Source organism: Streptomyces sp. NBC_01320, assembly GCF_035974375.1.
GTDB lineage: Bacteria > Actinomycetota > Actinomycetes > Streptomycetales > Streptomycetaceae > Streptomyces > Streptomyces yanii.
Map to the genome: position 1 here is coordinate 4,577,013 of NZ_CP108390.1, position 25,545 is coordinate 4,602,557.

The following is a 25,545-nucleotide window of genomic DNA, read 5'->3' on the forward strand; positions in this document are numbered from 1 at the left end:
GCTCACACCCCATCAGCCGTCAACGGAGCAGCTAGAAAGGACGGACCCCCACAGTCGCGGCGTACGCACACCGCTCTCCACGCCCGCACCGCGTTCCGTGCAGCCCGAGCTCCAGTCCCCAGGTGATTCCATGATCGGTCGCATTCCCGTCCTCGACGTCCGTCCTCTCGTCGATTGCGGCAGAAGGCCCGCCAAGGCCGTTGCCGGTGAGACCTTCCAGGTCACGGCCACCGTCTTCCGTGAGGGACATGAGGCGGTCGCCGCCAATGCCGTTCTGCGGGATCCGAGCGGCCGCCCGGGCCCATGGACGCCGATGCGTGAGCTCGCTCCCGGCACCGACCGCTGGGGCGCCGATGTCACGCCGGACTCCGAGGGGCACTGGACGTACACGGTCGAGGCCTGGAGCGATCCGGTGACCACCTGGCGCCGGCACGCACAGATCAAGATCCCGGCGGGGATCGACACCGCGCTCGTCCTGGCGGAGGGCGCCGAGCTGTACGAGCGGGCCGCCGGGGGCGTACCCAAACGGGACGGGCGTGAGGCGGTGCTGGCCGCGGCCGATGCGTTGCGCGACGAGTCACGTCCGGCCGCCGCGCGGCTCGCCGTCGCGCTCGCCCCCGAGGCCACGGCCGCGCTCGCCCGCCATCCTCTGCGCGAACTGGTGACCGCGGCCCGCCCGCTCCCCCTCGTCGTCGAGCGCCGACGGGCCCTGTTCGGTTCCTGGTACGAACTGTTCCCGCGGTCGGAGGGCGCCAGGTTCGAGCCGGCCGAGCCGACGAAGGCGACAAAGGTCACGAGAAGGGACAGTACGGGGAAGGCGGTGGACCATCTGCAGGGGCAGGGGAACCGGGGAAGGGGTGTCAGCGGCACCTTCCGCACTGCCGCCGAGCGGCTTCCCGCGGTTGCCGCCATGGGGTTCGACGTCGTCTATCTGCCACCCGTCCACCCCATCGGGACCACCCATCGCAAGGGCCCGAACAACTCGTTGTCCCCGGGCGCCAACGACGTGGGGGTGCCGTGGGCGATCGGTTCGGCCGAGGGCGGTCACGATGCCGTCCACCCCGAACTCGGCACGCTCGACGACTTCGACCACTTCGTCGAGACCGCCCGCACCCTCCGTATGGAGATCGCGCTGGACTTCGCGCTCCAGTGCTCTCCCGACCATCCGTGGGTGGAGAAACATCCCGAGTGGTTCCACCACCGCCCGGACGGCACGATCGCGTACGCGGAGAACCCGCCCAAGAAGTACCAGGACATCTATCCGATCGCCTTCGACAAGGATCTGCGGGGGCTGGTCGCGGAGACCGTCCGCATCCTGCGGTTCTGGATGGACCACGGCGTAAGGATCTTCCGCGTCGACAATCCGCACACCAAGCCGGTGATCTTCTGGGAGAAGGTGATCGCCGACATCAACCGCACCGACCCCGATGTGATCTTCCTGGCCGAGGCGTTCACCCGCCCCGCGATGATGCATGCGCTCGCCACGGTCGGTTTCCAGCAGTCGTACACGTACTTCACCTGGCGCAATACCAGGCAGGAGCTCACGGAGTACGTCGCCGAGCTGGCCGGTGAAGCGGCCTCCTACATGCGGCCCAACTTCTTCGTGAACACCCCGGACATCCTGCCGGGCTATCTCCAGGACGGCGGACGCCCGGCCTTCGAGGCGCGGGCCGTACTCGCCGCCACACTCTCGCCATCCTGGGGCGTGTACGCGGGGTACGAGCTGTGCGAGAACACTCCGGTGCGCGCCGGCAGCGAGGAGTACCTGAACTCGGAGAAGTACGAAATCCGGCCCAGGGACTGGGAGTCGGCGGAGCGCGAGGGCCGTTCGCTGGCTCCGCTCATCACCTCGCTCAACCGGATCAGGCGCCGCCATCCCGCACTGCAGCAGCTGCGCGACGTGCACTTCCACGCCGCCGACAACGACGCGCTGATCGTTTACAGCAAGCGCTCGGGTTCGAACATCGTTCTGGTGGTCGTCAACCTCGACCCTCACCACACCCAGGAGGCCACGGTCTCGTTGGACATGCCGCAACTCGGCCTCGACTGGCACGAGACCGTGCCGGTGCGCGACGAGCTCACCGGCCACACCTATCACTGGGGCAGGAACTTCTATGTGCGCCTAGAGCCGGGCGTCACGCCCGCGCACATCGTCGTCCTGCGACCGTCCCCGCCGACCGGAGGGTCACCCACACCATGATTGTCAATGAGCCCGTTCACGACACGTTCGAGGACACCCCTGCCAAGGACCGGGATCCCGACTGGTTCAAGCGCGCCGTCTTCTACGAGGTCCTCGTTCGGTCCTTCCACGACTCCAACGGCGACGGCATCGGCGATCTCAAAGGCCTCACAGCCAAGTTGGACTACCTGCAGTGGCTGGGCGTCGACTGTCTCTGGCTGCCGCCGTTCTTCAAGTCGCCCCTGCGCGACGGCGGATACGACGTCTCCGACTACACCGCCGTGCTGCCGGAGTTCGGCGATCTCGCCGACTTCGTGGAGTTCGTCGATGCCGCGCACCACCGCGGGATGCGCGTGATCATCGACTTCGTCATGAACCACACGAGCGATCAGCACGACTGGTTCCAGCAGTCGCGCAGCGATCCCGACGGGCCGTACGGCGACTACTACGTCTGGGCCGACGACGACAAGCAGTTCCCTGACGCGCGGATCATCTTCGTCGACACGGAGACGTCCAACTGGACCTTCGACCCGGTGCGCAAGCAGTACTACTGGCACCGGTTCTTCTCCCACCAGCCGGATCTCAACTACGAGAACCCGGCGGTGCAGGAGGAGATCGTCTCCGCCCTCCGGTTCTGGCTGGATCTCGGTATCGACGGCTTCCGCGTCGACGCCGTGCCGTACCTGTACCAGCGGGAGGGCACCAACTGCGAGAACCTGCCGGAGACCCACCAGTTCCTCAAGCGGGTGCGCAAGGAGATCGACGCGCACTACCCGGACACCGTGCTGCTCGCCGAGGCCAACCAGTGGCCAGAAGACGTCGTCGACTACTTCGGTGACTTCCCGGCCGGCGGCGACGAGTGCCACATGGCGTTCCATTTCCCGGTGATGCCGCGCATCTTCATGGCCGTGCGCCGCGAGAGCCGCTATCCGGTCTCGGAAATCCTGGCGAAGACCCCGGCGATTCCGTCCGGTTGCCAGTGGGGCATCTTCCTGCGCAACCACGACGAGCTCACGCTCGAGATGGTCACGGACGAAGAGCGCGACTACATGTACGCGGAGTACGCCAAGGATCCGCGGATGCGGGCCAACATCGGCATCCGGCGGCGTCTCGCATCCCTCCTGGACAACGACCGCAACCAGATCGAGCTGTTCACGGCTCTGCTCCTGTCGCTGCCGGGCTCCCCGATTCTGTACTACGGGGACGAGATCGGGATGGGCGACAACATCTGGCTGGGCGACCGGGATGCCGTACGCACCCCGATGCAGTGGACGCCCGACCGGAACGCGGGATTCTCCTCCAGCGATCCGGGGCGGCTCTACCTCCCCACGATCATGGACCCGGTCTACGGCTACCAGGTGACCAACGTCGAGGCGGCGATGGCCTCGCCGTCGTCGCTGCTGCACTGGACACGGCGGATGATCGAGATCCGTAAGCAGAATCGGGCCTTCGGTCTCGGTTCGTACAACGAACTGCCGTCCTCGAACCCCGCGGTGCTCGCCTTCACCCGTGAGTACAAGGACGATCTCGTGCTGTGCGTGCACAACTTCTCGCGGTTCGCACAGCCGACGGAGCTCGATCTGCGGACATTCAACGGGCGTCATCCGGTGGAGCTGATCGGCGGGGTGCGCTTCCCGGCCATCGGCCAGTGGCCTTACCTGCTGACTCTCGCCGGGCACGGGTTCTACTGGTTCAGGTTGCGGAAGGACACGCCGCCGATCTGATGCGGCGCCACTTCCGCGCATACCCAGCGGGGCGGTTTCCGCCGCCCCGCACGGGGCAATCTCCCCCACATCGAGCTCTTCAGGGCTTCTCTCCCCGAATTCACCAAAGCGCTTCGGAGTTCCGCAGAGTTCGCCGGAGTTCTTCGGAGTCCGGCGGGGCCCCAGGGGGCTTCGGGGTTCCTGGAGCCCTGCATGTCGAGTCCGTACGGACCATCCTGACCCGACACGTCCCGCACAGCCGGACAGCTATTGCCGCAATCCGGGACACTCTTCGCATCCTGTGGTGTGCCCGGGGAAAGGACGCGATGCCATGTCGAAGGCTGCATCCACTCGGGTCGCCCTCGCCAACAGCACAGCACTACTCCCGTCACTCGCCCCACTGCTGCATGAGTGGCTGCCCCGGCAGCGGTGGTTCGCAGGCAAGGGTCAGCCGGTCACGGCCTTCTCCCTTGTCTCGGCGACCGAAATACTGCCGGTGGATACCGAATCCGCAGGGAGCGGCGCCGACAACGGGCCCGGGCTGCTCCATCTGCTGGTCCGGGTCCATCAGCCGTCCATGCCGGCCTCGCCCGACGACTGCTACCAGATGCTGCTCGGAGTCCGGGCCACGCTGCCACCATGGCTCGCCCCCGCCCTCATTGGCCATGTGAAGGGAGGCCCACTCGCCGGTCTGGCGGTCTACGAGGGGCTGCACGATCCGCGGCTCGCCGAACTTCTGCTGGAACGGTTGCGCACCCCCGGCACCCTCGGCCCCCTCCGTTTCGACCGGGGCGCCGCCCCCATCCCCGCCGGGCTCACCCCGCGGGTACTCGACACGGAGCAGTCCAACTCGTCGCTCGTCTACGGCAACGCCTACATCCTGAAGATCTTCCGCAGGGTCTTCCCGGGGACCAATCCCGATCTGGAACTGCCGCGCGCCCTCTCCCGGGAGGGCTGCGGTCGGGTACCGGAACCCGTCGCCTGGTTCGAGGCGACAGCATCGGAGCCGCTCACCCTCGGCGTTCTCCAGCCCTTCCTGCGGGACGCGGAGGACGGCTGGCAGCTTGCGCTACGGGCACTGGCCACGGGCCATGACTTCACCCGTGAGGCCCGCGCACTCGGACGCGCCACCGCCGAGGTGCACACGGCACTCGCCACCGCGCTGCCGACGCCGGTGCTGCGCCGCTCCCAGACCGAGCATCTCGCCGCCGGGATGATGGAGCGGCTGGAGGCGGCTGCCCACGCGGTACCGGCACTGGCGCCGTATGTTCCCGGGCTGCGTACGGCGTTCGACGCCGTTGCCGCACTGGGCCACAGGGGCCGCAGCTGGGCCGCACAGCGCGTGCACGGCGATCTGCATCTCGGCCAGACCCTGCGCGCGGCCGACGGCTTCTGGTCGCTGATCGACTTCGAGGGCGAACCGGCGCGGCCCCTTCTGGAACGCCGCCGTCCGCAGCCTCCCGTGCGCGACATCGCGGGCATGCTCCGTTCCTTCGACTACGCGGCCCGCTCCCACCGGCCCTGGAACGCCGAGTGGGCGGCACACTGCCGGACCGCCTACTGCGACGGGTACGCGGAGGCCGCGGGCGTCGATCCGCGCAGCGAACCGGAGTTGTTGCGGGCCCACGAGACGGACAAGGCGGTGTACGAGGTGGTGTACGAGGCCCGGCACCGGCCCGACTGGCTGCCGGTGCCGATGGCCGCCATCGAACGTCTGGCCGCCGCCGTCGACTGATGCGCCGCGCAACCCGGTTTCGGCCACGGCTGCGTTCCCCCGCCCGTCACGCCCCGCCCCGATTCACCCACACCCCCCGAGGAGGCAGTCCCTGTGACCGCCCGCAAGCCGTCCCGCACCGCGCCCGATCCCACCGTGGCCGCGTCGCCCCCGCCGACGCCCGTCGAGCCCGCGCCCCCGGGGCCCGCCGCGACACCCGCAACCGACGTGACTCCAGTCACCGCCGCGGCCGCCGCGACACCCGCAACGCCAGAAGCGGCTCCGGCCCCCGCGGCACCGACCGCACCTGCGAGCCCCTCGGCCTCAACGCCTTCCCCCGCCAAGCGGAGGAAGGGGGCGGAGAAGCGGACCAATGCCGCACCGCCCCGTCCCCGGCGCACGGGCGGCGGTGGCCGCGGGGTCCGGCCGGTGCGTGCCCTCGACGACGGCGACCGCGGGCGACTGCTCGCCGGTGAGCACCACGCACCGCACGATCTGCTCGGCGCGCACATGGTTCGCGGCGGTGTGGTGCTCCGGGTGTTGCGTCCGTACGCGCGTTCCGTGACCGTGCTCGCCAAGGGGCTGCGGGCGGAGCTTCACGACGACGGCGACGGGCTGTTCTCCGGGCTGCTGCCGATGCCCACCGTCCCCGAATACCAGCTCCTGGTCGGCTACGAGGACAACGAGATCGAGGTCCAGGATCCGTACCGATTCCTGCCCGCGCTCGGCGATCTCGATCTGCATCTGATCGGCGAGGGGCGGCACGAGGAACTGTGGACAGCCCTCGGTGCGCAACCCATGGAGCACCAGGGTGTCACCGGTACCCGGTTCACCGTCTGGGCGCCCAATGCCCGCGGGGTCCGGGTCGTGGGGGACTTCAACTACTGGGACGGCACGGGCTTCCCGATGCGCTCGCTCGGTTCGACCGGGGTCTGGGAGTTGTTCCTTCCCGCGATCGGGGAGGGCACGCTCTACAAGTTCGACATCTGCCGTCCGGACGGTTCCCACACGGTGCGCGCCGACCCGATGGCCCGCCATGCCGAGATCCCGCCCGCCACTGCCTCGATCGTGACGGCCTCGCACCATGAGTGGCGGGATCAGGAGTGGATGGCGCACCGCGGGGACGTACCCGTGCACGAGGCGCCGTTCTCGGTGTACGAGGTACACCTGCCGTCCTGGCGACCCGGTCTCACGTACCGCAGGCTCGCCGAGCAACTCCCTGTCTACGTACGTGATCTGGGGTTCACGCATGTGGAGCTGATGCCGGTCTCCGAGCATCCGTTCGGCGGCTCCTGGGGCTATCAGGTCACGGGTTTCTTCGCCCCGACCTCGCGGATGGGATCACCGGACGACTTCCGGTACCTCATCGACGCACTGCACCGGGCCGGCATCGGCGTCATCGTCGACTGGGTGCCCGCGCACTTCCCGCGTGACGACTGGGCACTTGCCGAATTCGACGGCCGTCCGCTGTACGAGCACTCGGACCCGGCCCGGGCCGCGCACCCCGACTGGGGCACGCTCGAGTTCGACTTCGGCCGCACCGAGGTGCGCAACTTCCTGGTCGCCAACGCCACGTACTGGTGCGAGGAGTTCCACATCGACGGGCTGCGGGTCGATGCTGTCGCCTCGATGCTCTATCTGGACTACTCGCGCGAGAACGGGGATTGGTCTCCGAACGAGCACGGCGGCCGGGAGAATCTGGATGCCGTCGCCTTCCTCCAGGAGATGAACGCCACGGTCTACCGGCGCAATCCGGGTGTCGTCACCATCGCCGAGGAGTCCACAGCCTGGGACGGCGTCACGCGCGCCACGCATCATGTCGGCCCCGGCGGTTTCGGCGGTCTCGGCTTCGGGCTGAAGTGGAACATGGGCTGGATGCACGACTCCCTGGAGTACGTGTCGAAGGAACCGGTGCACCGCAAGTACCACCACAACAAGATGACGTTCTCGATGGTGTACGCGTACAGCGAGAACTACGTGCTGCCGATCTCGCACGACGAGGTCGTGCACGGCAAGCAGTCGCTGGTCAGCAAGATGCCTGGCGACTGGTGGCAGCAGCGCGCCAATCACCGGGCCTACCTCGGTTTCATGTGGGCCCACCCGGGCAAGCAACTTCTCTTCATGGGGCAGGAGTTCGCCCAGGGCGCGGAATGGTCCGAGGGGCACGGTCCCGACTGGTGGCTGCTCGACCCGTCGTACGCGGCGGAGAGCGACCACCGGGGCGTACGGGACCTGGTGCGTGAGCTGAACGCGGTGTACGGGGCGACACCGGCGCTGTGGCAGCGGGACACCGTCCCCGAGGGCTTCGCCTGGGTCGACGGCGGAGCCGCCGAGGACAATGTCTTCGCCTTCCTGCGTTTCGACGCGGACGGTGCGCCGCTGCTCGCGGTGTCGAACTTCTCGCCGGTGGTCCGCCACGAGTACCGGCTGGGCGTGCCGCCGTCCGTGTCCGCCTGGGCTGAGGTGCTCAACACGGACGCGGCACGGTACGGCGGCGGTGACGTCCTCAACCCGGATCCGCTGAAGCCGGAGTCCGTCGCCGCCCACGGTCACCGCACGAGCGTCCAGCTCACTCTGCCTCCGCTGGCGACGGTGTGGCTGAAGCCGGTGTGATGACCCCGAGCCGCTGGGTGGCCCGGGTCAGCGCCACATAGAGATCGTTGGGGGTCATCAGCGCGGGCGCGACGACGAGAACCGTGTCGAACTCCAGGCCCTTGGCCTGGCGCGGGTCGAGCAGGACGACGGGCCGGTGCAGATCCAGCGGCTCGTCGTCGAGTCCTGTGAGTTCCGCGTGGAGCTCGCGCGGGGCGATGACGGCGAGCCTGCCCTCCGCCGGGGTCTCGGCCTCGGCGAGCCCGGCCACGTCGGCGAGCGGCAGGGTGCGCTCCCAGGGCCGTGCACCGGTGGAGCGGATGGAGCGCGGGGGTTCGAAGGCGGGATCGGTGGCCCGGCGCCGCTCGGCCGCGTACTCCATGATCTCGGCGGGCGTACGGTAGTTGACTCCGAGCCGGGCCAGCTGCCAGCGGTCCTGGACGTGCGGCGCGAGGGTCTCCTGCCAGGAATCGCAGCCTGCCAGGTCGCCGGTCTGGGCCGGGTCGCCGACCAGGGTCATCGAGCGGGTCGGGCTGCGACGCATCAGCAGCCGCCAGGCCATGGCCGACAGCTCCTGCGCCTCGTCGACGATGATGTGCCCGAACGCCCAGGTCCGGTCGGCGGCGGCGCGCTCGGCGGCGCTGCGGTGGTCGGCCTCCTCCTGACGCTCGGCGAACCGTTCGGCGTCGATGATGTCGTGCGCCGCGAGGACCTCGGATGCGTCCTCGTCGAGGTCCTCCTTGTCCTCGAACTCGTAGGTACGGGAGGCGTACGAGACGTCGAGGACGCCCTGCGCGTAGGCGATCCGGCGGGCCCGCTCGGCCTCGGCGGCGGCCCGGGCCGCGGAGTCGTCCGCACCGAGGAGCTCGGCGGCCTCGTCGAGGAGGGGCACGTCGGCAGGTGTCCAGGCGGCCCTCTTCGCGCGCCGGAGCAGCTCGGCGTCGTCCTCGGCCAGATGCGTGGGCTCCGCCAGATAGCCGGCGAGGAACTCCTGTGGGGTGAGCGGGGGCCACAGGGAGGTGATGGCGGCGTGCACCTCCGCGCTGGCGGCGATGCCCTTGCCGAGCTGGGCGATGTCGTCGGGGCCGAGGAAGTTCGGGCCGCCGTAGGGGTCGGCGCCGATGCGGTCGGCGAGCTGCGTGGTGAGATCGTCGATGATCCGGAAGGCGAAGGTGGGCAGGGCGAGATTGTGCGGCAGCCCGGTCTCGCGGGCCTTGTGCCGCGCTTCGACTGCCATGTCCCAGTCGAGGATCAGCTCCCCGTCGTCGTGCGCGATGACGATCGGCTCGCCCTTCTCGGGCACCTGCTGCCGGTCCCGTACGGCCTCGGCCAGTACGCCGGCCATGTCCGCCCGGCCCTTGACGGCGGCGGCCGCGGGACTGTCGGTGCCGGTGGCGTGCACGCCGGGGAACAGTTCGCCGACCGTCGACAGCAGCACGCCGGTCTCACCGAGCGAGGGCAGCACGTCGCCGATGTAGCCGAGGAAGGCCGGGTTGGGCCCGACGATCAGCACGGCCCGTTTGGCGAACTGCTCCCGGTGCGCGTACAGGAGATACGCGGCCCGGTGCAGCGCGACCGCGGTCTTCCCGGTGCCCGGCCCTCCCTCGACGACGAGCACCCCGCGCTGCGGGGCGCGGATGATGTGGTCCTGCTCGGCCTGGATGGTCGAGACGATGTCGCCCATCCGGCCCGTGCGGGCGCTGTTCAGCGCGGCGAGCAGCACCTCGTCGGCGTCGTGCGACTCGTAACCCGTGCGGGTGGTGTCGGCGAGATCCATGATCTCGTCGTGCAACGCGGTGACCGTGCGCCCCTGCGTGGTGATGTGCCTCCTGCGGCGCAGCCCCATCGGTTCGTACCCGGTCGCGAGATAGAACGGCCGCGCGACGGGAGCCCGCCAGTCGATCAGCAACGGGGTCCGCTCGGTGTCGTCCCGCCGGATTCCGATGCGCCCGATGTGGTAGGTGACTCCGTCGCGCCTGTCGATCCGTCCGAAACAGAGTCCCGTGACGGCGGCATTCAGCGCGGCGAGCGAGGCGGAGTGCTCGGCGACGCCGATATCGCGCTCCACCCGCGCCTGTCGACCGGTGCTGAGCTGCGCGATCGTGGCGCGCATGCCGACTTCGGCCGCTACCCGGAGCTGGTCGAGCCGCTCGTGGGCAAGGGAGACGAATTGCTGTTCCTGCCGCATTTCTTCGGTAGACAATTCAGGTCCTGGCGCGATAGAGTATTATTATTGAAGTTTTCCGCATATTGCGCGGAATGCACACACGGAACTATTCAATATAGGCGAAGAAATACCCCGGCCGTCAATTCGGACCGGGGTATTTGTTTTCCTTCCAGGATGCTCTCGGCAGAGGGTCGCCGCGCCCGTCGCATCGAGCACGGCGCACGGCCGTACGAGGATGCCCCGCCACTCGTCGGCGTCGCCGGAGTCGACCCAGAGGGCCGCGAGCTCGGAGTCGGGCACGAGGATGCGATCAATGGCCTGGACCGCAAGCACGGGGAAGTCCGACGGCAGCGCCGGCACGGGCAAGCAGCTCGGAACAAGCTCAGAAAAAGCTCTGAAATCAGGCTTGTTCGGATTGACCGTGCTTCACACGGAGATACCCCTCGCATACGCACATTCGTCCGGAGCACGTCCGGATCGGGGGCTGCCATGTGGACCACGCTCACGCTCATCGACGCCGCGACCGCACTGGTCGCCGCCACTGCCTGCCTGGTCCTCTCCGGTCGGCGACTGCTGCCGTGGCGGCGCCGGGATCGCGCGCCCGAGCTGGGTCCGTACGATGCGGCGTTGCTGGCGGGCGGACCGGAGCGGGTGGTGGAGGCGGCTCTCCATACCGTGTGGGGCCGTGACAACAACGTCGTGATCGGGTCGGGTGGGCGGCTGCGGTTACCCGAGCCCTGGACGGAACCCGAGCATCCGGTGGAGCGAGCCGTGGTCGAAAAATGGCGGACCGCGGGCTCCACGACGCCGACGCTGCTGCGGGTACGGGCGGTGCGGGCCGGGGCCGTACGCGAGATCGGCGACCGCCTCGTCTCATACGGTCTCCTCATGGCCCCGCCCCGCGCCCGGGCCCGGCTGTTCGCCGCGCGGGTCCTGGTCGCCGTGGTGTGCGGCACGGCGGTCCTGGCCGCCTTCGCCGTCCCTCACGGGCTGCGGCAGACGGCTCCTTACCTCGTGGTGGGCTTCTCCTGTCTGGCCGTGTGCGTGCTGTGTCCCGCGCGCGGCCCACTGACTCCGATGGGACGCCGTCGCCTCGCAACGCTCCGCGCGAGCGAGCCATGGGCCGCGGCCGCGCTCGGGGCCGTGGTGTTCGACGGGCGGGGAGGGCTGCCGGGCGAGCGCCGGCGCTCTCAGCGGTGGGGCGGGGGCGGGGGGCGTCTGCCGTCGGTGGGACGGATGCTGATCAAGTACGGGAAGGCACTGGATTCGGACTCCGCCGACGAGAACACCGGCATCTACGTGAGCGAGAGCGGCCACGGCTCCCACGGGTACGGCGGCTCCCACGACTCCTACGGCTCGCACGGCTCCTCGTACGACGGAGGGGGTCACCACCACAGCTGCGGCAGCAGCAGCTGCGGTGGCGGGAACTACTGAGCGTTGCGGCTCACACCGTCTCGAACACGTCCTCCAGCTCCTGGAGGAGCCTGCGCTTGGGCCGGGCACCCACCATCGACTTCACCGGTTCGCCGGACCGGAACACCATCAGGGTCGGCATCGACAGCACCCCGTACCGGCTCGTGATCCCGGGGTTGTGGTCGACATCGAGCTGGACGACCTTGATGCGGTCCGCCTCCTCGGCGGCGATGGCGCTGAGCACGGGGGCGAGCTGGCGGCACGGCCCGCACCAGTCGGCGGTGAACTCGACCAGGACGGGGAGCTCGGCCCCCAGCACCTCCCCGTCGAAGGTGGTGTCGGTGACCTCGGCCACGCCCTCTGCATGAATCATCTGTCATCCTCCCAGTTCACAACGTGGTTCCGGGCCGCCAGGAAGCTCGGCCTCGGCCTCCAGCTCGGCCCTCGCGAGTTCGGCGCCCACCTGGGCGCGGACCGACTGGAGCTGCTCGATGAGCGAGTCGAGCTCGCCGAGCTTGCGCCGGTAGACGGCGAGCGAGGCGGGGCAGGCGTCACCGGCCGGATGGCCCGCACGCAGGCAGTCGACGAACGGCCGGGTCTCCTCCAGTTCGAACCCGAAGTCCTGCAGGGTCCGGATCTGTTGCAGCAGGCGCAGATCGTCCTCGTCGTAGGTGCGGTACCCGTTCACGGCCCGCCGCGCAGGCAGCAGTCCGCGTGACTCGTAGTAGCGCAGAGTCCGCGTCGTCGTCCCGGCCCGCTCGGCCAGTTCCCCGATTCGCATGTGTCGACGGTAATCCTTGACGCGGACGTCAAGGCAAGCCCGGAACTCCCCGTCTCCGCTGCGCAGGTGATGCACGGGGCTCGCCGCCTCGTTCGTCACGCTTGCCGCCTGCTGCGCCGTGCCGTCGACAACGCGGCAGCTGAAAAGGGGCGGGGCCGGTACGGACGTTCCCGTACCGGCCCCGCCTCGCGCGCGTGACTCGTGCCTCTCCCGGCACTAGACCTTCGCCGTCACGTCCGCCTTCCCGCCGTCCCTGGGCTCGGGAACATCCGTCGCGCCGTGCGGATCGTCCTGAGTGAGCGTCTTCTCGTCGAACGGGATGGCGCCGGCCAGCACCTGGCCGACCCGTTCCCTGTCGATCTCCTTGGTCCAGGTGCCGATGAGCACCGTGGCGACGGCGTTGCCCGCGAAGTTGGTGAGGGCGCGGGCCTCGCTCATGAAGCGGTCGATGCCGATGATCAGGCCGACGCCGTCGACCAGCGCGGGCTTGTGCGACTGGAGCCCGCTGGCCAGCACGGCGATGCCGGAACCGGAGACACCGGCAGCGCCCTTGGAAGCGATCATCATGAAGAGGAGGAGCGAGATCTGCTGGCCCAGCTCCAGCGGCTGGCCCATCGAGTCGGCGATGAACAGCGATGCCATGGTCAGGTAGATCATCGTGCCGTCGAGGTTGAACGAGTACCCGGTGGGCACGGTGATGCCGACGACCGGGCGGCTGACACCCAGGTGTTCCATCTTCGCGATGAGGCGCGGCAGCGCCGACTCGGAGGAGGACGTGGAGAGGATCAGCAGGAACTCGCGGCCCAGGTACTTGAAGAGCTGGAAGAGGTTCACCCCGGTCACCAGGCGCAGCAGTGTGCCGAGCACCAGGACCACGAACAGGATGCAGGTGATGTAGAAGCCCAGCATGATCGTGGCGAGCGCCTTGAGCGCGTCCACACCGGTCTCGCCGATGACGGCGGCCATCGCGCCGAACGCGCCCACCGGGGCCGCCCACATGATCATGGACAGGACGCGGAAGACCAGCTTCTGGATGTGCTCGACCCCGCGCAGCACCGGCTCACCGGCCGTGCCCATGGCCTGCAGCGCGAAGCCGACGAGCAGCGCGACCAGCAGGGTCTGGAGCACCGAGCCGCCGGTGAAGGCCGACACGAAGGTGGTCGGGATGATGCCGAGCAGGAAGTCGACCGGCCCTTCGGCGGCGTCGCTCGCCGCCGTGTGGCCGACATCCTTCACCGTCTGCGTGAGGTGCATGCCGTCGCCGGGGTGCAGCACATTGCCGACGATCAGGCCGATCGCCAGCGCGACCACCGACATGGCCAGGAAGTAACCCAGCGCGAGGCCGCCCACCTTGCCGATCTTGGCGGCCTTGCGGACCGAGCCGACGCCCAGCACGATGGTGCAGAAGATGATCGGCGAGATCATCATCTTGATGAGGTTCACGAAGCCGGTACCGATCGGCTTGAGCTCCACGGCGAACCCGGGGGCCACGAAGCCCACCAGGATGCCGAGGCCCACAGCCGCGATCACGGCGAGATACAGATAATGCGTACGGTCCCGCCTGGCGGCTGGCACTCCCACGGGGTTCTCCTCGGCTCGTCCCGGTCGGTCCCCCGTCCCTGGGGGTCTCGGCGAATATCCCGCCCCCTGTGATGGCGGTCACCCTTACGTACATTTCGTTCATATGTTTTCGGCCAGGCACACTGTGACCATGCGTCTCCCCCGGACCCGTCCGCGCAGCCTGGCCGGTCAGCTCTTCGCCATGCAGGTGGTGCTGGTGGCGGCCGTGGTGGCCGGATGCGCCTTCTTCACGTACGTCTCCGGCCGCGCACAGGCGGAGGAGACCGCGGCCCGGCAGGTCCGGGCGGCGGCTATGGCGGTGGCCGATTCCCCGTCGGTACGGGAGGCGATCCGCACCCCGGACCCGTCCGCCGTGCTGCAGCCGTACGCGGAGCAGGTCCGCAAGGACACCGGGATCGCCTTCGTCACGATCATGAGCCCGGACCGGATCCGCTGGACGCACCCCGACGCCGACCGGATCGGCGAGACGTTCCTCGGGCACACGGCGCGGGCGCTGCGCGGAGAGACGTTCTCGGAGACGTACACCGGCACGCTCGGTCCGTCGATCCGGGTCGTCACCCCGATCCTGGACGGCGGCAGGATCATCGGTCTGGTCAGCGCGGGCATCACGGTCGAGCGGGTCTCCTCGCAGGTGCGGGCTCAGCTCGGTGCGCTGGGGCTGGCGGCGGGCGGGGCGCTCGCGCTCGGCGGCGTCGGTACGTATGTGATCAACGCCCGGTTGCGGCGCCACACGCACGGCATGAACGCCGCCGAGCTGAGCCGGATGCACGACTACCACCAGGCCACGCTGCACGCGGTGCGCGAGGGGCTGCTGATGCTCGACGGGCGGCGCAGGATCGCGCTGATCAACGACGCGGGCCGGGAGCTGCTCGGGCTGCCCCCGGGTGCGGTCGGGCGGCGGGTCGCCGATCTGGAGCTCCCGCCGCCGCTGACCGGGGCGCTGCTCGCCTCCGAGGAGCGGGTCGACGAGCTGCATCTGACGGCGGACCGGGTGATCGTGGTGAACACCCGTCCGGTGGTGGGCGGCGAGCAGCGCGGCACGGTCGTGACCCTGCGCGACCACACGGAACTTCAGGCGCTGTCCGGCGAGTTGGACTCGGAGCGGGGCTTCACCCAGGCGCTGCGCTCGCAGGCGCACGAGGCGGCGAACCGGTTGCACACGGTCGTCTCGCTGATCGAGCTCGGCCGGGCGGAGGAGGCGGTCGGCTTCGCCACGGCGGAGCTGGAGCTGGCCCAGGCCCTCACCGACCGGGTCGTCGGCGCCGTCGCCGAACCGGTGCTGGCAGCCCTGTTGCTGGGCAAGGCGGCGCAGGCGAACGAGCGGGGAGTGGAGCTGGTGCTCGCGGACGACAGCCTGATCGACGACGGGGCACTGCCCGAGACGCTGTCGTCGCGCGATCTGGTGACGATCCTCGGCAATCTGATCGACAACGCGGTGGATGCGGCGTCCGAGGCGGCGACGGGCCCCTCCCCCGCCGGAGGCGTTCCCGGCCAGCGGGGTGGTGTGGTGGGCCGCCCGGTCCGTGCCCGGGTCACCGTGACCGCGCTCGCCGATGACGGCGAGCTGCTGCTGCGGGTCGCCGACACCGGCGCCGGGGTCGATCCCGGTGACGCGGCGCAGGTGTTCCACCGCGGCTGGTCCACGCACGGCGCCGGTCGCGGGCTCGGTCTGGCGCTCGTGCAGCAGGCCGTGCACCGGGGTGGCGGGACGGTCACCCTGAGCGGGGGCCCGGACGGCGGCGCGGAGTTCACCGTACGGCTGCCGCTGCCGCCCGCGCCCACGCCGTCCGAGTCCGCGCACGCCCCCAAGGAGCCCACCCCATGATCCAGGTGCTGGTCGTCGAGGACGATCCCGTGGCCGCCGACGCCCATCAGCTGTATGTGGGCCGGGTCCCCGGCTTCACCGTGGCCGCGGTCGCTCATTCGCGTGCGGAGGCGGTACGGGCACTGGACCGTACTCCCATCGATCTGCTGCTCCTGGATCTGTATCTGCCCGACGGGCACGGTCTGCAGCTGCTGCGCTCACTGCGCGCCGCCGGGCACGCGGCGGATGTCATCGCCGTGACGTCGGCGCGTGATCTGACGGTGGTCCGGGAGGGGGTGTCGCTCGGTGTCGTCCAGTACGTGCTGAAGCCGTTCACCTTCGCCACCCTGCGCGACCGCCTCGTCCGCTACGCCAAGTTCCGTGCGGCGGCCGGTGAGGCGAGCGGACAGGACGAGGTGGATCGAGCGCTCGGCGCGCTGCGGGCGCCGCAGCCGGTCCGGCTGCCCAAGGGGCTGAGCGGCCCGACGCTGGAGGCGGTGACGCGTGCGCTGCGGGCCTCCCCGGACGGGGTGACGGCAGCGGCCACCGGCGTGGAGCTGGGCATCTCGCGGATCACCGCCCGCCGCTATCTGGAGCACCTGGTGTCGACGGGGCGCGCCGTTCGCAGCCCCCAGTACGGGCAGATCGGACGGCCGGAGCTGCACTACCGGTGGGTGGCCGCATCGCGGTGAACGACCGCGACCACCTCCCTGGGGCCTGATCCGGAAGAAAGCCCCTGACGGCACAACAAGCGCTTCCTGCACGGGCATTGACCTCATCGACGGGCCGGTCCTACGGTCACGGTCTCAGCCTTCGTGGCTATGAGGAGGTCGTGCCCGTGCGCCCCACCGCCCCACTGATCCTCGCCGCCGCAGTCACCGTTCTGGCTGCCGGCTCGCTGACCGCGTGCTCCTCCGGTTCCGGAAGTGACCCGGACACCGTGAAGGTCGCGTACAACCGCTCCACGGACAACAAGATCCGGTTCAAGGACGCCTTCCTCGAATCGATGAAGAAGCAGTTCGAGAAGGAACATCCCGGCAAGAAGATCAAGCTGATTCCGATCCAGGCGCCGGACAACGACTACGCGACCAAGGCGCAGCAGATGATGCGGTCGCCGAAGACGGCCCCGGACCTGGTCTACGAGGACACGTTCCGGATCAACTCCGACATCAAGGCGGGCTACCTGCGGCCGCTCGACACGTACCTCGCCGAGTGGGACACCTGGAACCAGTTCGTGGACACGGCGAAGGCCGCTGCCAAGGCCGAGGACGGCAAGACGTACGGCGTCCCGGACGGCACCGACACCCGCGGGCTCTGGTTCAACAAGAAGATCTTCGCCAGGGCGGGGCTGCCGGCCGACTGGCAGCCGAAGAGCTGGGCGGACATCCTGACGGCGGCCCGGGCGATCAAGAAGAAGGTCCCCGGTGTCATCCCGCTGAATGTGTACACGGGCAAGGGTCCCGGCGAGGCGGCCGTGATGCAGGGCTTCGAGATGCTGCTCTACGGCACGGGCGCGGACCCCCTCTACGACCCCACTGCGAAGAAGTGGGTGGCGGGCGGGCAGGGGTTCCGGGACGCGCTCGGTTTCGTACGGACCGTGTACGGGGAGAAGCTCGGCCCGGATCCGTCGGACGCACTCGACCCCAATATCGGCACGCATGTGGCCACCGAATGGTTCCCCGAGGGCAAGCTGGCGATCTCGCTGGACGGCTCCTGGATGGGGCAGAACTGGGTCAACGGCGGGCCGAAGGCGTGGCCCGAGTGGAAGACGGAACTCGCCCAGGCCCCGATGCCCACCCAGAACGGTCAGGCGCCCGGGAAGGTGTCCATGTCGGGCGGCTGGACGTGGGCGATCCCGCAGAAGGCCAGGAGCGCCGATCTGGCGTGGGAGTTCATCAAGACGATGCAGACTCCGCAGAACGCGGCGAAGTGGGCTGTGGTGGATGCCCAGATCGCGGTGCGCGAGGACGTGGCGCAGGATCCGGAGTATCTGAAGTCCATGCCCGGTATCGAGTTCTTCACGGGCCTGGTCCAGTACACCCACTACCGTCCGGCGCTGCCCGTCTATCCGCAGGTGTCGACGGCCATCGGTGAGGCGATGGAGAAGGTGACGACGGGCGACGGATCACCGGAGTCGGCGGCGAAGGAGTACGACGAGCAGCTGGGGACGATCGTCGACGGCGCGGTCGTCACGAAGTGAGCGACGGCGCGACAGGAACCGGACCGTGGCGGTGGCGGCGTGCGGGGCGGTGGCTGCCGATCGCTCCCGCCACCGTCCTGCTGCTGCTCTTCCTCGCGGGCCCCATCGGCTACTGCGTCTGGATCGCCTTCACCAACACCCAGCTGACGGGTTCGTCCTCCTCCGACTTCGTCGGCTTCGCCAACTTCCGCCGCGCCTTCGCCGACGACAACTTCCGTAACGCCGTCCAGCTGACGCTCGTCTTCACCTTCCTGTCGTCGATCGTCGGGCAGAACACGCTGGGGCTGGCGCTCGCCGGTCTGATGCGGGCGGCGTCCCGTCCGGTGCGGACGGTCACGGGCGCGCTCGTCATCACGGCCTGGGTGCTGCCGGAGATTGTCGCGGCGTTCCTGCTGTACGCGTTCTTCCGCCGCGAGGGCACCCTGAACGCGATTCTGGACGGGCTCGGTCTCCCGGGCCAGAACTGGCTGTTCACACTGCCGATCCTGGCGGTGTCGTTCGCCAATGTGTGGCGCGGGACGGCGTTCTCGATGCTGATCTACTCGGCGGCACTGGCCGAGATCCCGCAGGACATCACGGAGGCCGCCGAGGTCGACGGGGCGAGCGGGCCGCGTCGGCTCTGGCACATCACGCTGCCGATGATCCGCCGCTCCATCGGCACCAATCTGATGCTCAACACTCTGTCCACGCTCTCCGTGTTCGGGCTGATCTGGGCGATGACCCGCGGCGGTCCGGGCAACCGCAGCCAGACGCTGCCGGTGTTCATGTACGACCAGGCCTTCGTGAACAGCCTGATCGGTTACGGGACGGCGGTGGCGCTGCTGCTGCTTCTGGTCGGTTCGCTGTTCTCGGTCGTCTATCTGCGGCTGATGAAGGTGGAGGTGTGATGACGTCCAGCCGCACCCGGGCGCGGCTGGCGTCCGACGGAGCGCTCCTGCTGGTGGCGGCGGCGTTCGCGCTGCCGCTGCTGTGGCTGCTGTTCGCCTCGCTGGACAGCAGTGCCGATCTCCGGGTCCGGCCGCCGTCCTCACCGACCCTGGAGAACTTCGACGCGGTCCTCACCGACGAGATCACCTTCACGCCGATGCTCAACAGTCTGCTGCTGTGCGGGGGTGCGACGCTGCTGACCGTGGTGTGCGCGGCGCTGGCCGCGTATCCGCTGTCCCGCTACCGTTCGCGGTTCAACCGCCCGTACCTGCTGACCATCCTGTTCACGACATGCCTGCCGATCACGGCGATCATGGTGCCGGTGTACGGGCTCTTCGTCCAGGTCGATCTGATCGATACGATGTACGGAACGGCGCTCTTTCTCGCCGCCGCCCAACTGCCGTTCGCCATATGGCTGATGAAGAACTTCATGGACGGAGTGCCGAAGGTCCTGGAGGAGGCGGCGTGGACGGACGGGGCGTCGATGTTGCAGACCCTGGTCAGGGTGGTGCTGCCGCTGATGGGGCCAGGGGTCGGTGTGGTGACGATCTACACGTTCATCATGCTGTGGGGGAACTTCTTCGTCCCTTTCATGCTGCTGCTCTCCCCCGAGCAGCTTCCGGCATCGGTCTCGATCTTCACGTTCTTCGGCAATTACGGTGCGGTGGTCTACGGGCAGCTGGCGGCGTTCTCGATCCTGTACTCGACGCCGGTACTGCTGCTGTACATCCTGATCTCGCGCCGGCTGGGCGGGGGGTTCGCCCTGGGCGGCGCGGTCAAGGGATGAGCGGGCACCGGCGGGCGACGCCGGCGACCTAGGACGTTCCTACGAGCCGTGATCTCGGTCGAACACACCGTAGTCAGGCCGTGTCCCGACTCCTACGGTGGGGCCGTGCACCCCACACCGCCGTTCAACGCCCCCGCCGCGCGCCGACTGCGCGAGGCCCTGGGGATGGCGCCCGGCCATGTCGCGTACGGTCTCGGCGCCCAGTACGGACTCCGGATCAGCGCGGACACCGTCGCCGCCTGGGAACGTGGGCTCGCGCTGCCCAGCGAGTACGAACTCACGGCGCTCGCCGGAGTCCTGTGGTGCGCGCCGGCCGACCTGCTGACCGCCGCCCGCTCCCTGCGGGAGCACCGGGTGGCCCAGGGCCTGGCCGCGGACGAGCTCGCGCGGCTGGTGGGGCTGGCGGTCTCCGCCTATCTACGGATGGAGGAGTCGGGGCACTGGCGCGGCAACGAGCGGCAGTCCGCGGCGCTCAGCGAGGCGCTGGGGCTGTCGGCGGCCGGCTTCGTGACGGCGGCGGGGCGCTACGAGGAGCTGGCGGAACTGCTGCGCAGTGCGGTGACGACGCGCTGGCAGGCGTACACCCGGCCGGTCGCGAAGCTGGTGCCGCTGGAGCGGAGACTGCTGCAGGCTGTGCTGGAGCGGCTGCACGGGGACTACCAGGCGCTGATGGTGTCGACGCTGAGCTGGAGCACGGGGGGCGCGGAGCGGGTGGGGTCCGGCGGGGAGGCCGGGCGGGCGTTCCTGGACGGGATCGTGGAGCGGTTCTGGGAGACGGCGGGGGTGTAGGGCCTGTCGTTCGGGTCGTGCCGGCCCGCGGGGTCCGGCACGCAGGGTCCGGCACGCGCCCCCTGATCCGGCGTGATCCGAAAGAAAGCGGCCGCAGGGGGCAGCCTCCGCGCCCTCGAACACCGGACGGGCCGGGCGTCACCGGCCCGTCCGGTGCCCGGAACCGGTCAGAACACCGACTCCGCCTCGTACATCCGGTCCTTCGGTACCCTCTTCAGCTGCGTGATCGCGTCCGCGAGCGGGACCATCGTGATGTCGTTGCCGCGCAGCGCCGTCATCCGGCCGAAGTCGCCCCGGTGCGCCGCCTCGACCGCGTGCCAGCCGAAGCGGGTGGCGAGCACCCGGTCGTACGCGGTCGGCGTGCCGCCGCGCTGGACGTGGCCGAGAATGACCGGCCTGGCCTCCTTGCCGAGCCTGGTCTCCAACTCGACCGCGAGCCGGTTGCCGATGCCCTGGAAGCGCTCGTGACCGTACTGGTCGATCTCGCCCTTGGCGTACGGCATCGAGCCCTCGGCCGGGTGCGCGCCCTCGGCCACGCAGATGACCGCGAACTTCTTGCCGCGTGCGAAGCGTTCCTCGACCATCTTGACCAGGTCCGCGACCTCGAACGGCCGCTCGGGCAGACAGATGCCGTGCGCACCGCCCGCCATGCCGGACTCCAGCGCGATCCAGCCCGCGTGCCGGCCCATCACCTCGACGACCATGACCCGCTGGTGCGATTCGGCCGTGGTCTTGAGACGGTCTATGGCTTCGGTGGCGACGCCCACCGCCGTATCGAAGCCGAAGGTGCGGTCGGTGGACGAGATGTCGTTGTCGATGGTCTTCGGGACGCCGACGACGGGCATTCCGGCGTCCGACAGCATCCGGGCCGCGGTGAGGGTGCCCTCGCCGCCGATCGGGATCAGCGCGTCGATGCCGTAACGGCGGCTCAGCTCGTCACAGTTCTCGGCCGCTTCGCGGAGCCGGTCGCGCTCCAGCCGGGCCGAGCCGAGGATCGTGCCGCCGCGGGCGAGGATGCCGCTGACCGCGTTGAGGTCGAGGGGGCGGAAGTGACCGTCGAGGAGTCCCTTGAACCCGTCCTCGAAGCCGATGACTTCATCACCATGACCCACCACGGCGCGGTGCACGACCGACCGGATCACGGCGTTCAGGCCCGGGCAGTCGCCGCCTGCGGTGAGAACTCCGATGCGCATCGTGCTGTATCTCCTGCTCGCTAGTGCCGTGCATTCCGGGGGCGACTACAGAATCCCCCGTACCGTGAGCCACAACGATTGTCCCACGTCAGGTCTGGACCTCGCGCTACCGACTCTTCCACCGGCACCGCACCGGACGGAGAGCCGGGCGCGACGGGGTTCTTCCCGCACCCGATCAGGGCCTTTCGTCCGGCGGGCGGCATATCCGCCCCCGCAGGTATCGTCAACGGGGCGATATCGCTCCAACCGGACAGAACGACGGGAGAGCACGCGTGACGCGCAGCGTGTACGTGACAGGAATCGACCGGGGAGACGGCCGTCAGGTCGTCGATCTGGGAGTCATGGAGCTCCTGACGCGTCAGGTGGACCGGGTCGGAGTGTTCCGGCCGCTGGTCCACGACGGCCCCGACCGGCTGTTCGAGCTGCTGCGGGCCCGCTACCGGCTCTCCCAGGACCCGGCGACGGTCTACGGCCTGGACTACGCGGAGGCGTCCGCGCTGCAGGCGGAGAAGGGTACCGACGAACTGGTCTCGCGGCTCGTCGACCGCTTCCATCAGGTGGCCCGCTCGTACGAGGTGGTGCTGGTACTCGGCACGGACTTCGCGGCCACCCAGCTCCCCGACGAGCTGGCGCTCAATGCCCGGCTGGCCAACGAGTTCGGCGCCTCGGTGATCGCCGTGGTCGGCGGGAAGGGGCAGGACGCGGAGTCCGTGCGGGCCGAGACGAGCAACGCCTACCGGGCGTACGCCGGGCTGGGCTGCGACGTCCTCGCAATGGTGGTGAACCGGGTGGCGGCGGAGGACCGCGAGGTCATCGCCGAGCGGCTGGCGGCGCGGCTGCCCGTCCCCTGTTCGGTGCTGCCGGACGACGCGGCGCTCTCCGCGCCGACGGTCGCCCAGATCACCGCGGCGCTCGGCGGAACGGTTCTGCTCGGCGACGACGCGGGGCTGGCCAGGGACGCGCTGGACTTCGTCTTCGGTGGGGCGATGCTGCCGAATCTGCTGAACGCACTGACGCCGGGCTGTCTCGTGGTCACGCCCGGGGACCGGGCGGACCTGGTGGTCGGCTCGCTGGCGGCGCACAGCGCGGGAACCCCGCCCATCGCGGGCGTGCTGCTGACCCTGAACGAGCGCCCCGGCGAGGAGATACTCAAGCTGGCCGCACGTCTCGCACCGGGCACCCCGGTCGTGTCGGTGGCCGGCGGATCCTTCCCCACCGCGGGCGAACTCTTCGCGCTGGAGGGAAAGTTGAACGCTGCGACGCCCCGCAAGGCAGAGACCGCACTGGGCCTCTTCGAGCGCCACGTCGACACCGGCGCCCTGCTGGAGCGGATCTCGGTGGCCCGCAGCGGCCGCGTCACGCCGATGATGTTCGAGCACGAGCTGCTGGAACAGGCCCGCGCGGACCGGCGCCGCGTGGTGCTGCCGGAGGGCGCCGAGGAGCGGGTGCTGCGCGCCGCCGATGTGCTGCTGCGCCGCGACGTCTGCGCGCTCACCCTGCTCGGCGACCTCGACATCATCCGCAAGAAGGCCGCCGACCTCGGCATCGACCTCGCCGATACGCAGCTGATCGACCCGCAGACCTCGGAGCTGCGCCAGGCGTTCGCTGAGCGGTACGCACAGCTGCGGTCGCACCGCGGGGTCACCGTGGAGCTGGCGTACGACGTCGTCTCGGACGTGAACTACTTCGGCACGCTGATGGTCCAGGAGGGCCTGGCCGACGGCATGGTCTCCGGGGCCGTGCACTCCACCGCCGCGACGATCCGCCCGGCCTTCGAGATCATCAAGACGAAGCCGGACGCGTCGATCGTCTCCTCGGTCTTCTTCATGTGCCTCTCGGACAAGGTCCTGGTGTACGGGGACTGTGCGGTCAACCCGGACCCGGACGCGGAACAGCTCGCGGACATCGCCGTCCAGTCCGCCGTCACCGCCGCCCGCTTCGGTGTCGAGCCGCGGATCGCGATGCTCTCGTACTCGACGGGCACCTCGGGCACGGGCGCCGATGTCGACAAGGTGCGGCAGGCGACGGACCTGGTGCGCGCGAGCAGGCCGGATCTCAGGATCGAGGGTCCGATCCAGTACGACGCGGCGGTGGAGCCGAGCGTCGCCGCGACCAAGCTGCCCGGGTCGGAGGTGGCGGGGCAGGCGACCGTGCTGGTCTTCCCGGACCTGAATACCGGCAACAACACCTACAAGGCCGTGCAGCGCTCGGCCGGCGCGGTGGCCGTCGGCCCGGTGCTCCAGGGTCTGCGCAAGCCCGTCAACGACCTCTCCCGCGGTGCGCTCGTCCAGGACATCGTCAATACCGTGGCGATCACAGCGATCCAGGCCCAGGGCGAGGAGTGATCCGCATGACCACCCCCATGAAGGAAGGTTCCGCCGCCGTGCAGGCCCGTCGCGTCCTCGTCCTCAACTCAGGCTCCTCATCGGTGAAGTACCAGCTCCTCGACATGGAGGACCGCTCCCGGCTCGCGATCGGCCTGATCGAGCGGATCGGCGAGGAAACCTCCCGTCTGCTGCACACTTCGCTGACCGGCGGCGCCGCGACACGCGAGCGCACGGGCAGGATCGCCGACCACGAGGCGGCGCTGAAGGCGGCGGCCGAGGAGCTGGCCGCGGACGGGCTGGGGCTGGACTCTCCCGAGCTGGCCTCGATCGGCCACCGGGTGGTGCACGGCGGCCTGCGTTTCACCGAGCCGACCGTGATCACCGACGAGGTGCTGGCGGAGATCGAGCGGCTCGTCCCGGTGGCGCCGCTGCACAACCCGGCGAACATCATCGGGATCCGTACCGCACAGGCGCTCCGCCCCGACCTGCCCCAGGTCGCCGTCTTCGACACCGCGTTCCACACGACGATGCCGGAGTACGCCGCGCGCTACGCGATCGACGTGGAGACCGCAGACGCCCACCGCATCCGCCGCTACGGCTTCCACGGCACCTCGCACGCGTACGTCTCCCGCAAGGCCGCCGAGCTGCTGGGACGCACCCCCGAGGAGGTCAATGTCATCGTGCTGCACCTGGGCAACGGCGCCTCGGCATCGGCGGTGGCGGGCGGCCGGTGCGTGGAGACGTCGATGGGACTGACCCCGCTGGAGGGGCTGGTGATGGGGACCCGGTCCGGGGACATCGACCCGGCGGTCACCTTCCATCTGAAGCGGGTGGCGGGGATGTCGGTCGACGAGATCGACGTCCTGCTCAACAAGAGGAGCGGTCTGGTCGGGCTCTGCGGGGACAACGACATGCGGGAGATCCGGCGCCGGATCGACGAGGGCGACGAGCGGGCGGCGCTGGCTTTCGACATCTATGTGCACCGGCTGAAGAAATACATCGGCGCCTATTCGGCGGTCCTCGGGCGGGTGGATGCCGTGGTGTTCACGGCGGGGGTCGGGGAGAACTCGGCGCCCGTACGGGAGGCTGCGATCGCCGGTCTCGAAGAGTTCGGCCTCGCGGTGGACGCCGGTCTCAACGTCGTACGGTCCGGTGAACCGAGGCTGATCTCGCCGGACTACGCGCGGGTCGCGGTCGCCGTGGTGCCGACGGACGAGGAGCTGGAGATCGCCGACCAGACCTTTGCGCTGGTCGAAAGGCTCGGACGGACCGCGCAGCCCGGGCAGGCCGAACCGCTCGGACAGGTCGACAACTGAGCACCCCTGCGCCCCTTTGTATCTTCCACCAGCCGGAATATTCCGCAGTGAAACAAACCGATAGGATCCGCC

Annotated in this window: 19 protein-coding genes; 13 read left to right on the forward strand and 6 right to left on the reverse strand. The window is 69.6% G+C overall.

Annotation, left to right across the window (positions count from 1 at the left end; translation table 11 throughout):
- Positions 1 to 130: 130 nt before the first annotated feature.
- From OG395_RS20590 to glgB, 4 genes are all read left to right on the forward strand, one after another.
- A complete protein-coding gene (locus OG395_RS20590) occupies positions 131 to 2,200 on the forward strand; it encodes an alpha-1,4-glucan--maltose-1-phosphate maltosyltransferase (RefSeq protein WP_327244270.1) in 2,070 nt (689 codons plus the stop codon).
- Positions 2,197 to 3,903, forward strand: coding sequence for a maltose alpha-D-glucosyltransferase (gene treS, locus OG395_RS20595; protein ID WP_327244271.1), 1,707 nt, complete (start codon positions 2,197 to 2,199; stop codon positions 3,901 to 3,903). The genes OG395_RS20590 and treS overlap by 4 nt, the downstream gene beginning before the upstream one ends.
- A 310-nt stretch (positions 3,904 to 4,213) precedes the next feature.
- On the forward strand, positions 4,214 to 5,617 hold the full coding sequence (locus tag OG395_RS20600) for a maltokinase N-terminal cap-like domain-containing protein (RefSeq protein WP_327244272.1): 1,404 nt from the start codon (positions 4,214 to 4,216) through the stop codon (positions 5,615 to 5,617).
- Between the two features lie 93 nt (positions 5,618 to 5,710).
- Positions 5,711 to 8,209: a 1,4-alpha-glucan branching enzyme gene (glgB, locus tag OG395_RS20605; RefSeq protein WP_327244273.1), complete on the forward strand. Its 2,499-nt coding sequence runs from the start codon at positions 5,711 to 5,713 to the stop codon at positions 8,207 to 8,209.
- On the opposite strand, the gene OG395_RS20610 is transcribed toward glgB, so the two are convergent.
- Together OG395_RS20610 and OG395_RS58405 are read right to left on the reverse strand one after the other, a co-directional pair.
- On the reverse strand, positions 8,166 to 10,376 hold the full coding sequence (locus OG395_RS20610) for a HelD family protein (protein ID WP_327249399.1): 2,211 nt from the start codon (positions 10,374 to 10,376) through the stop codon (positions 8,166 to 8,168). The two genes, glgB and OG395_RS20610, sit on opposite strands and share 44 nt — an antisense overlap.
- Before the next feature lie 42 nt (positions 10,377 to 10,418).
- Positions 10,419 to 10,715, reverse strand: a complete 297-nt coding sequence (locus OG395_RS58405) for a DUF4259 domain-containing protein (protein ID WP_442818580.1) — start codon at positions 10,713 to 10,715, stop codon at positions 10,419 to 10,421.
- Between the two features lie 129 nt (positions 10,716 to 10,844).
- Here OG395_RS58405 and OG395_RS20615 point away from each other — a divergent pair, with 129 nt between their 5' ends.
- A complete protein-coding gene (locus OG395_RS20615) occupies positions 10,845 to 11,789 on the forward strand; it encodes a TIGR04222 domain-containing membrane protein (protein ID WP_327244274.1) in 945 nt (314 codons plus the stop codon).
- Positions 11,790 to 11,799: 10 nt separating this feature from the next.
- Here the strand turns inward: OG395_RS20615 and trxA are convergent, their stop codons facing one another.
- The 3 genes from trxA to OG395_RS20630 form a co-directional block, all read right to left on the reverse strand.
- Positions 11,800 to 12,141, reverse strand: coding sequence for a thioredoxin (trxA, locus tag OG395_RS20620; protein WP_327244275.1), 342 nt, complete (start codon positions 12,139 to 12,141; stop codon positions 11,800 to 11,802).
- A gap of 3 nt (positions 12,142 to 12,144) precedes the next feature.
- The gene (locus tag OG395_RS20625; RefSeq protein WP_327244276.1) at positions 12,145 to 12,549 is read right to left on the reverse strand and encodes a MerR family transcriptional regulator; all 405 of its coding nucleotides are present in this window, start codon (positions 12,547 to 12,549) and stop codon (positions 12,145 to 12,147) included.
- A 216-nt stretch (positions 12,550 to 12,765) separates the two neighbouring features.
- Positions 12,766 to 14,130, reverse strand: a complete 1,365-nt coding sequence (locus tag OG395_RS20630; RefSeq protein ID WP_327244277.1) for a cation:dicarboxylate symporter family transporter — start codon at positions 14,128 to 14,130, stop codon at positions 12,766 to 12,768.
- 130 nt (positions 14,131 to 14,260) lie between these two features.
- Here OG395_RS20630 and OG395_RS20635 point away from each other — a divergent pair, with 130 nt between their 5' ends.
- From OG395_RS20635 to OG395_RS20660, 6 genes are all read left to right on the forward strand, one after another.
- A complete protein-coding gene (locus OG395_RS20635) occupies positions 14,261 to 15,955 on the forward strand; it encodes a sensor histidine kinase (RefSeq protein WP_327244278.1) in 1,695 nt (564 codons plus the stop codon).
- Positions 15,952 to 16,626 carry a response regulator gene (locus OG395_RS20640; RefSeq protein WP_327244279.1) on the forward strand — a complete coding sequence of 225 codons (675 nt, stop codon included), beginning with the start codon at positions 15,952 to 15,954 and terminating at the stop codon, positions 16,624 to 16,626. The genes OG395_RS20635 and OG395_RS20640 overlap by 4 nt, the downstream gene beginning before the upstream one ends.
- Before the next feature lie 146 nt (positions 16,627 to 16,772).
- On the forward strand, positions 16,773 to 18,134 hold the full coding sequence (locus OG395_RS20645; protein ID WP_327244280.1) for an extracellular solute-binding protein: 1,362 nt from the start codon (positions 16,773 to 16,775) through the stop codon (positions 18,132 to 18,134).
- Positions 18,131 to 19,021, forward strand: coding sequence for a carbohydrate ABC transporter permease (locus tag OG395_RS20650; protein WP_327244281.1), 891 nt, complete (start codon positions 18,131 to 18,133; stop codon positions 19,019 to 19,021). Before OG395_RS20645 ends, OG395_RS20650 begins: the two co-directional genes overlap by 4 nt.
- The gene (locus OG395_RS20655) at positions 19,021 to 19,848 is read left to right on the forward strand and encodes a carbohydrate ABC transporter permease (RefSeq protein WP_327244282.1); all 828 of its coding nucleotides are present in this window, start codon (positions 19,021 to 19,023) and stop codon (positions 19,846 to 19,848) included. Before OG395_RS20650 ends, OG395_RS20655 begins: the two co-directional genes overlap by 1 nt.
- Positions 19,849 to 20,013: 165 nt before the next feature.
- Positions 20,014 to 20,637 carry a helix-turn-helix domain-containing protein gene (locus OG395_RS20660; RefSeq protein WP_327249400.1) on the forward strand — a complete coding sequence of 208 codons (624 nt, stop codon included), beginning with the start codon at positions 20,014 to 20,016 and terminating at the stop codon, positions 20,635 to 20,637.
- 167 nt (positions 20,638 to 20,804) lie between these two features.
- On the opposite strand, the gene OG395_RS20665 is transcribed toward OG395_RS20660, so the two are convergent.
- Complete coding sequence (locus OG395_RS20665) at positions 20,805 to 21,830, reverse strand: ATP-dependent 6-phosphofructokinase (protein ID WP_327244283.1); 1,026 nt, start codon at positions 21,828 to 21,830, stop codon at positions 20,805 to 20,807.
- 272 nt (positions 21,831 to 22,102) lie between these two features.
- Here OG395_RS20665 and pta point away from each other — a divergent pair, with 272 nt between their 5' ends.
- Together pta and OG395_RS20675 are read left to right on the forward strand one after the other, a co-directional pair.
- The gene (gene pta / locus OG395_RS20670; RefSeq protein WP_327244284.1) at positions 22,103 to 24,175 is read left to right on the forward strand and encodes a phosphate acetyltransferase; all 2,073 of its coding nucleotides are present in this window, start codon (positions 22,103 to 22,105) and stop codon (positions 24,173 to 24,175) included.
- 5 nt (positions 24,176 to 24,180) lie between these two features.
- The gene (locus tag OG395_RS20675) at positions 24,181 to 25,473 is read left to right on the forward strand and encodes an acetate kinase (protein ID WP_327244285.1); all 1,293 of its coding nucleotides are present in this window, start codon (positions 24,181 to 24,183) and stop codon (positions 25,471 to 25,473) included.
- Positions 25,474 to 25,545 lie beyond the last annotated feature (72 nt).

Coding starts and splice junctions, on each gene's coding strand:
- OG395_RS20660 (WP_327249400.1), top strand. CDS start 20,014: ATGGCGCCCGGCCATGTCGCGTACGGTCTCGGCGCCCAGTACGGACTC.
- OG395_RS20610 (WP_327249399.1), bottom strand. CDS start 10,376: ATGCGGCAGGAACAGCAATTCGTCTCCCTTGCCCACGAGCGGCTCGAC.
- OG395_RS20640 (WP_327244279.1), top strand. CDS start 15,952: ATGATCCAGGTGCTGGTCGTCGAGGACGATCCCGTGGCCGCCGACGCC.
- OG395_RS20600 (WP_327244272.1), top strand. CDS start 4,214: ATGTCGAAGGCTGCATCCACTCGGGTCGCCCTCGCCAACAGCACAGCA.
- trxA (WP_327244275.1), bottom strand. CDS start 12,141: ATGATTCATGCAGAGGGCGTGGCCGAGGTCACCGACACCACCTTCGAC.
- OG395_RS20625 (WP_327244276.1), bottom strand. CDS start 12,549: ATGCGAATCGGGGAACTGGCCGAGCGGGCCGGGACGACGACGCGGACT.
- OG395_RS20675 (WP_327244285.1), top strand. CDS start 24,181: ATGACCACCCCCATGAAGGAAGGTTCCGCCGCCGTGCAGGCCCGTCGC.
- OG395_RS20655 (WP_327244282.1), top strand. CDS start 19,021: ATGACGTCCAGCCGCACCCGGGCGCGGCTGGCGTCCGACGGAGCGCTC.
- treS (WP_327244271.1), top strand. CDS start 2,197: ATGATTGTCAATGAGCCCGTTCACGACACGTTCGAGGACACCCCTGCC.
- OG395_RS20590 (WP_327244270.1), top strand. CDS start 131: ATGATCGGTCGCATTCCCGTCCTCGACGTCCGTCCTCTCGTCGATTGC.
- OG395_RS20615 (WP_327244274.1), top strand. CDS start 10,845: ATGTGGACCACGCTCACGCTCATCGACGCCGCGACCGCACTGGTCGCC.
- OG395_RS20635 (WP_327244278.1), top strand. CDS start 14,261: ATGCGTCTCCCCCGGACCCGTCCGCGCAGCCTGGCCGGTCAGCTCTTC.
- OG395_RS20665 (WP_327244283.1), bottom strand. CDS start 21,830: ATGCGCATCGGAGTTCTCACCGCAGGCGGCGACTGCCCGGGCCTGAAC.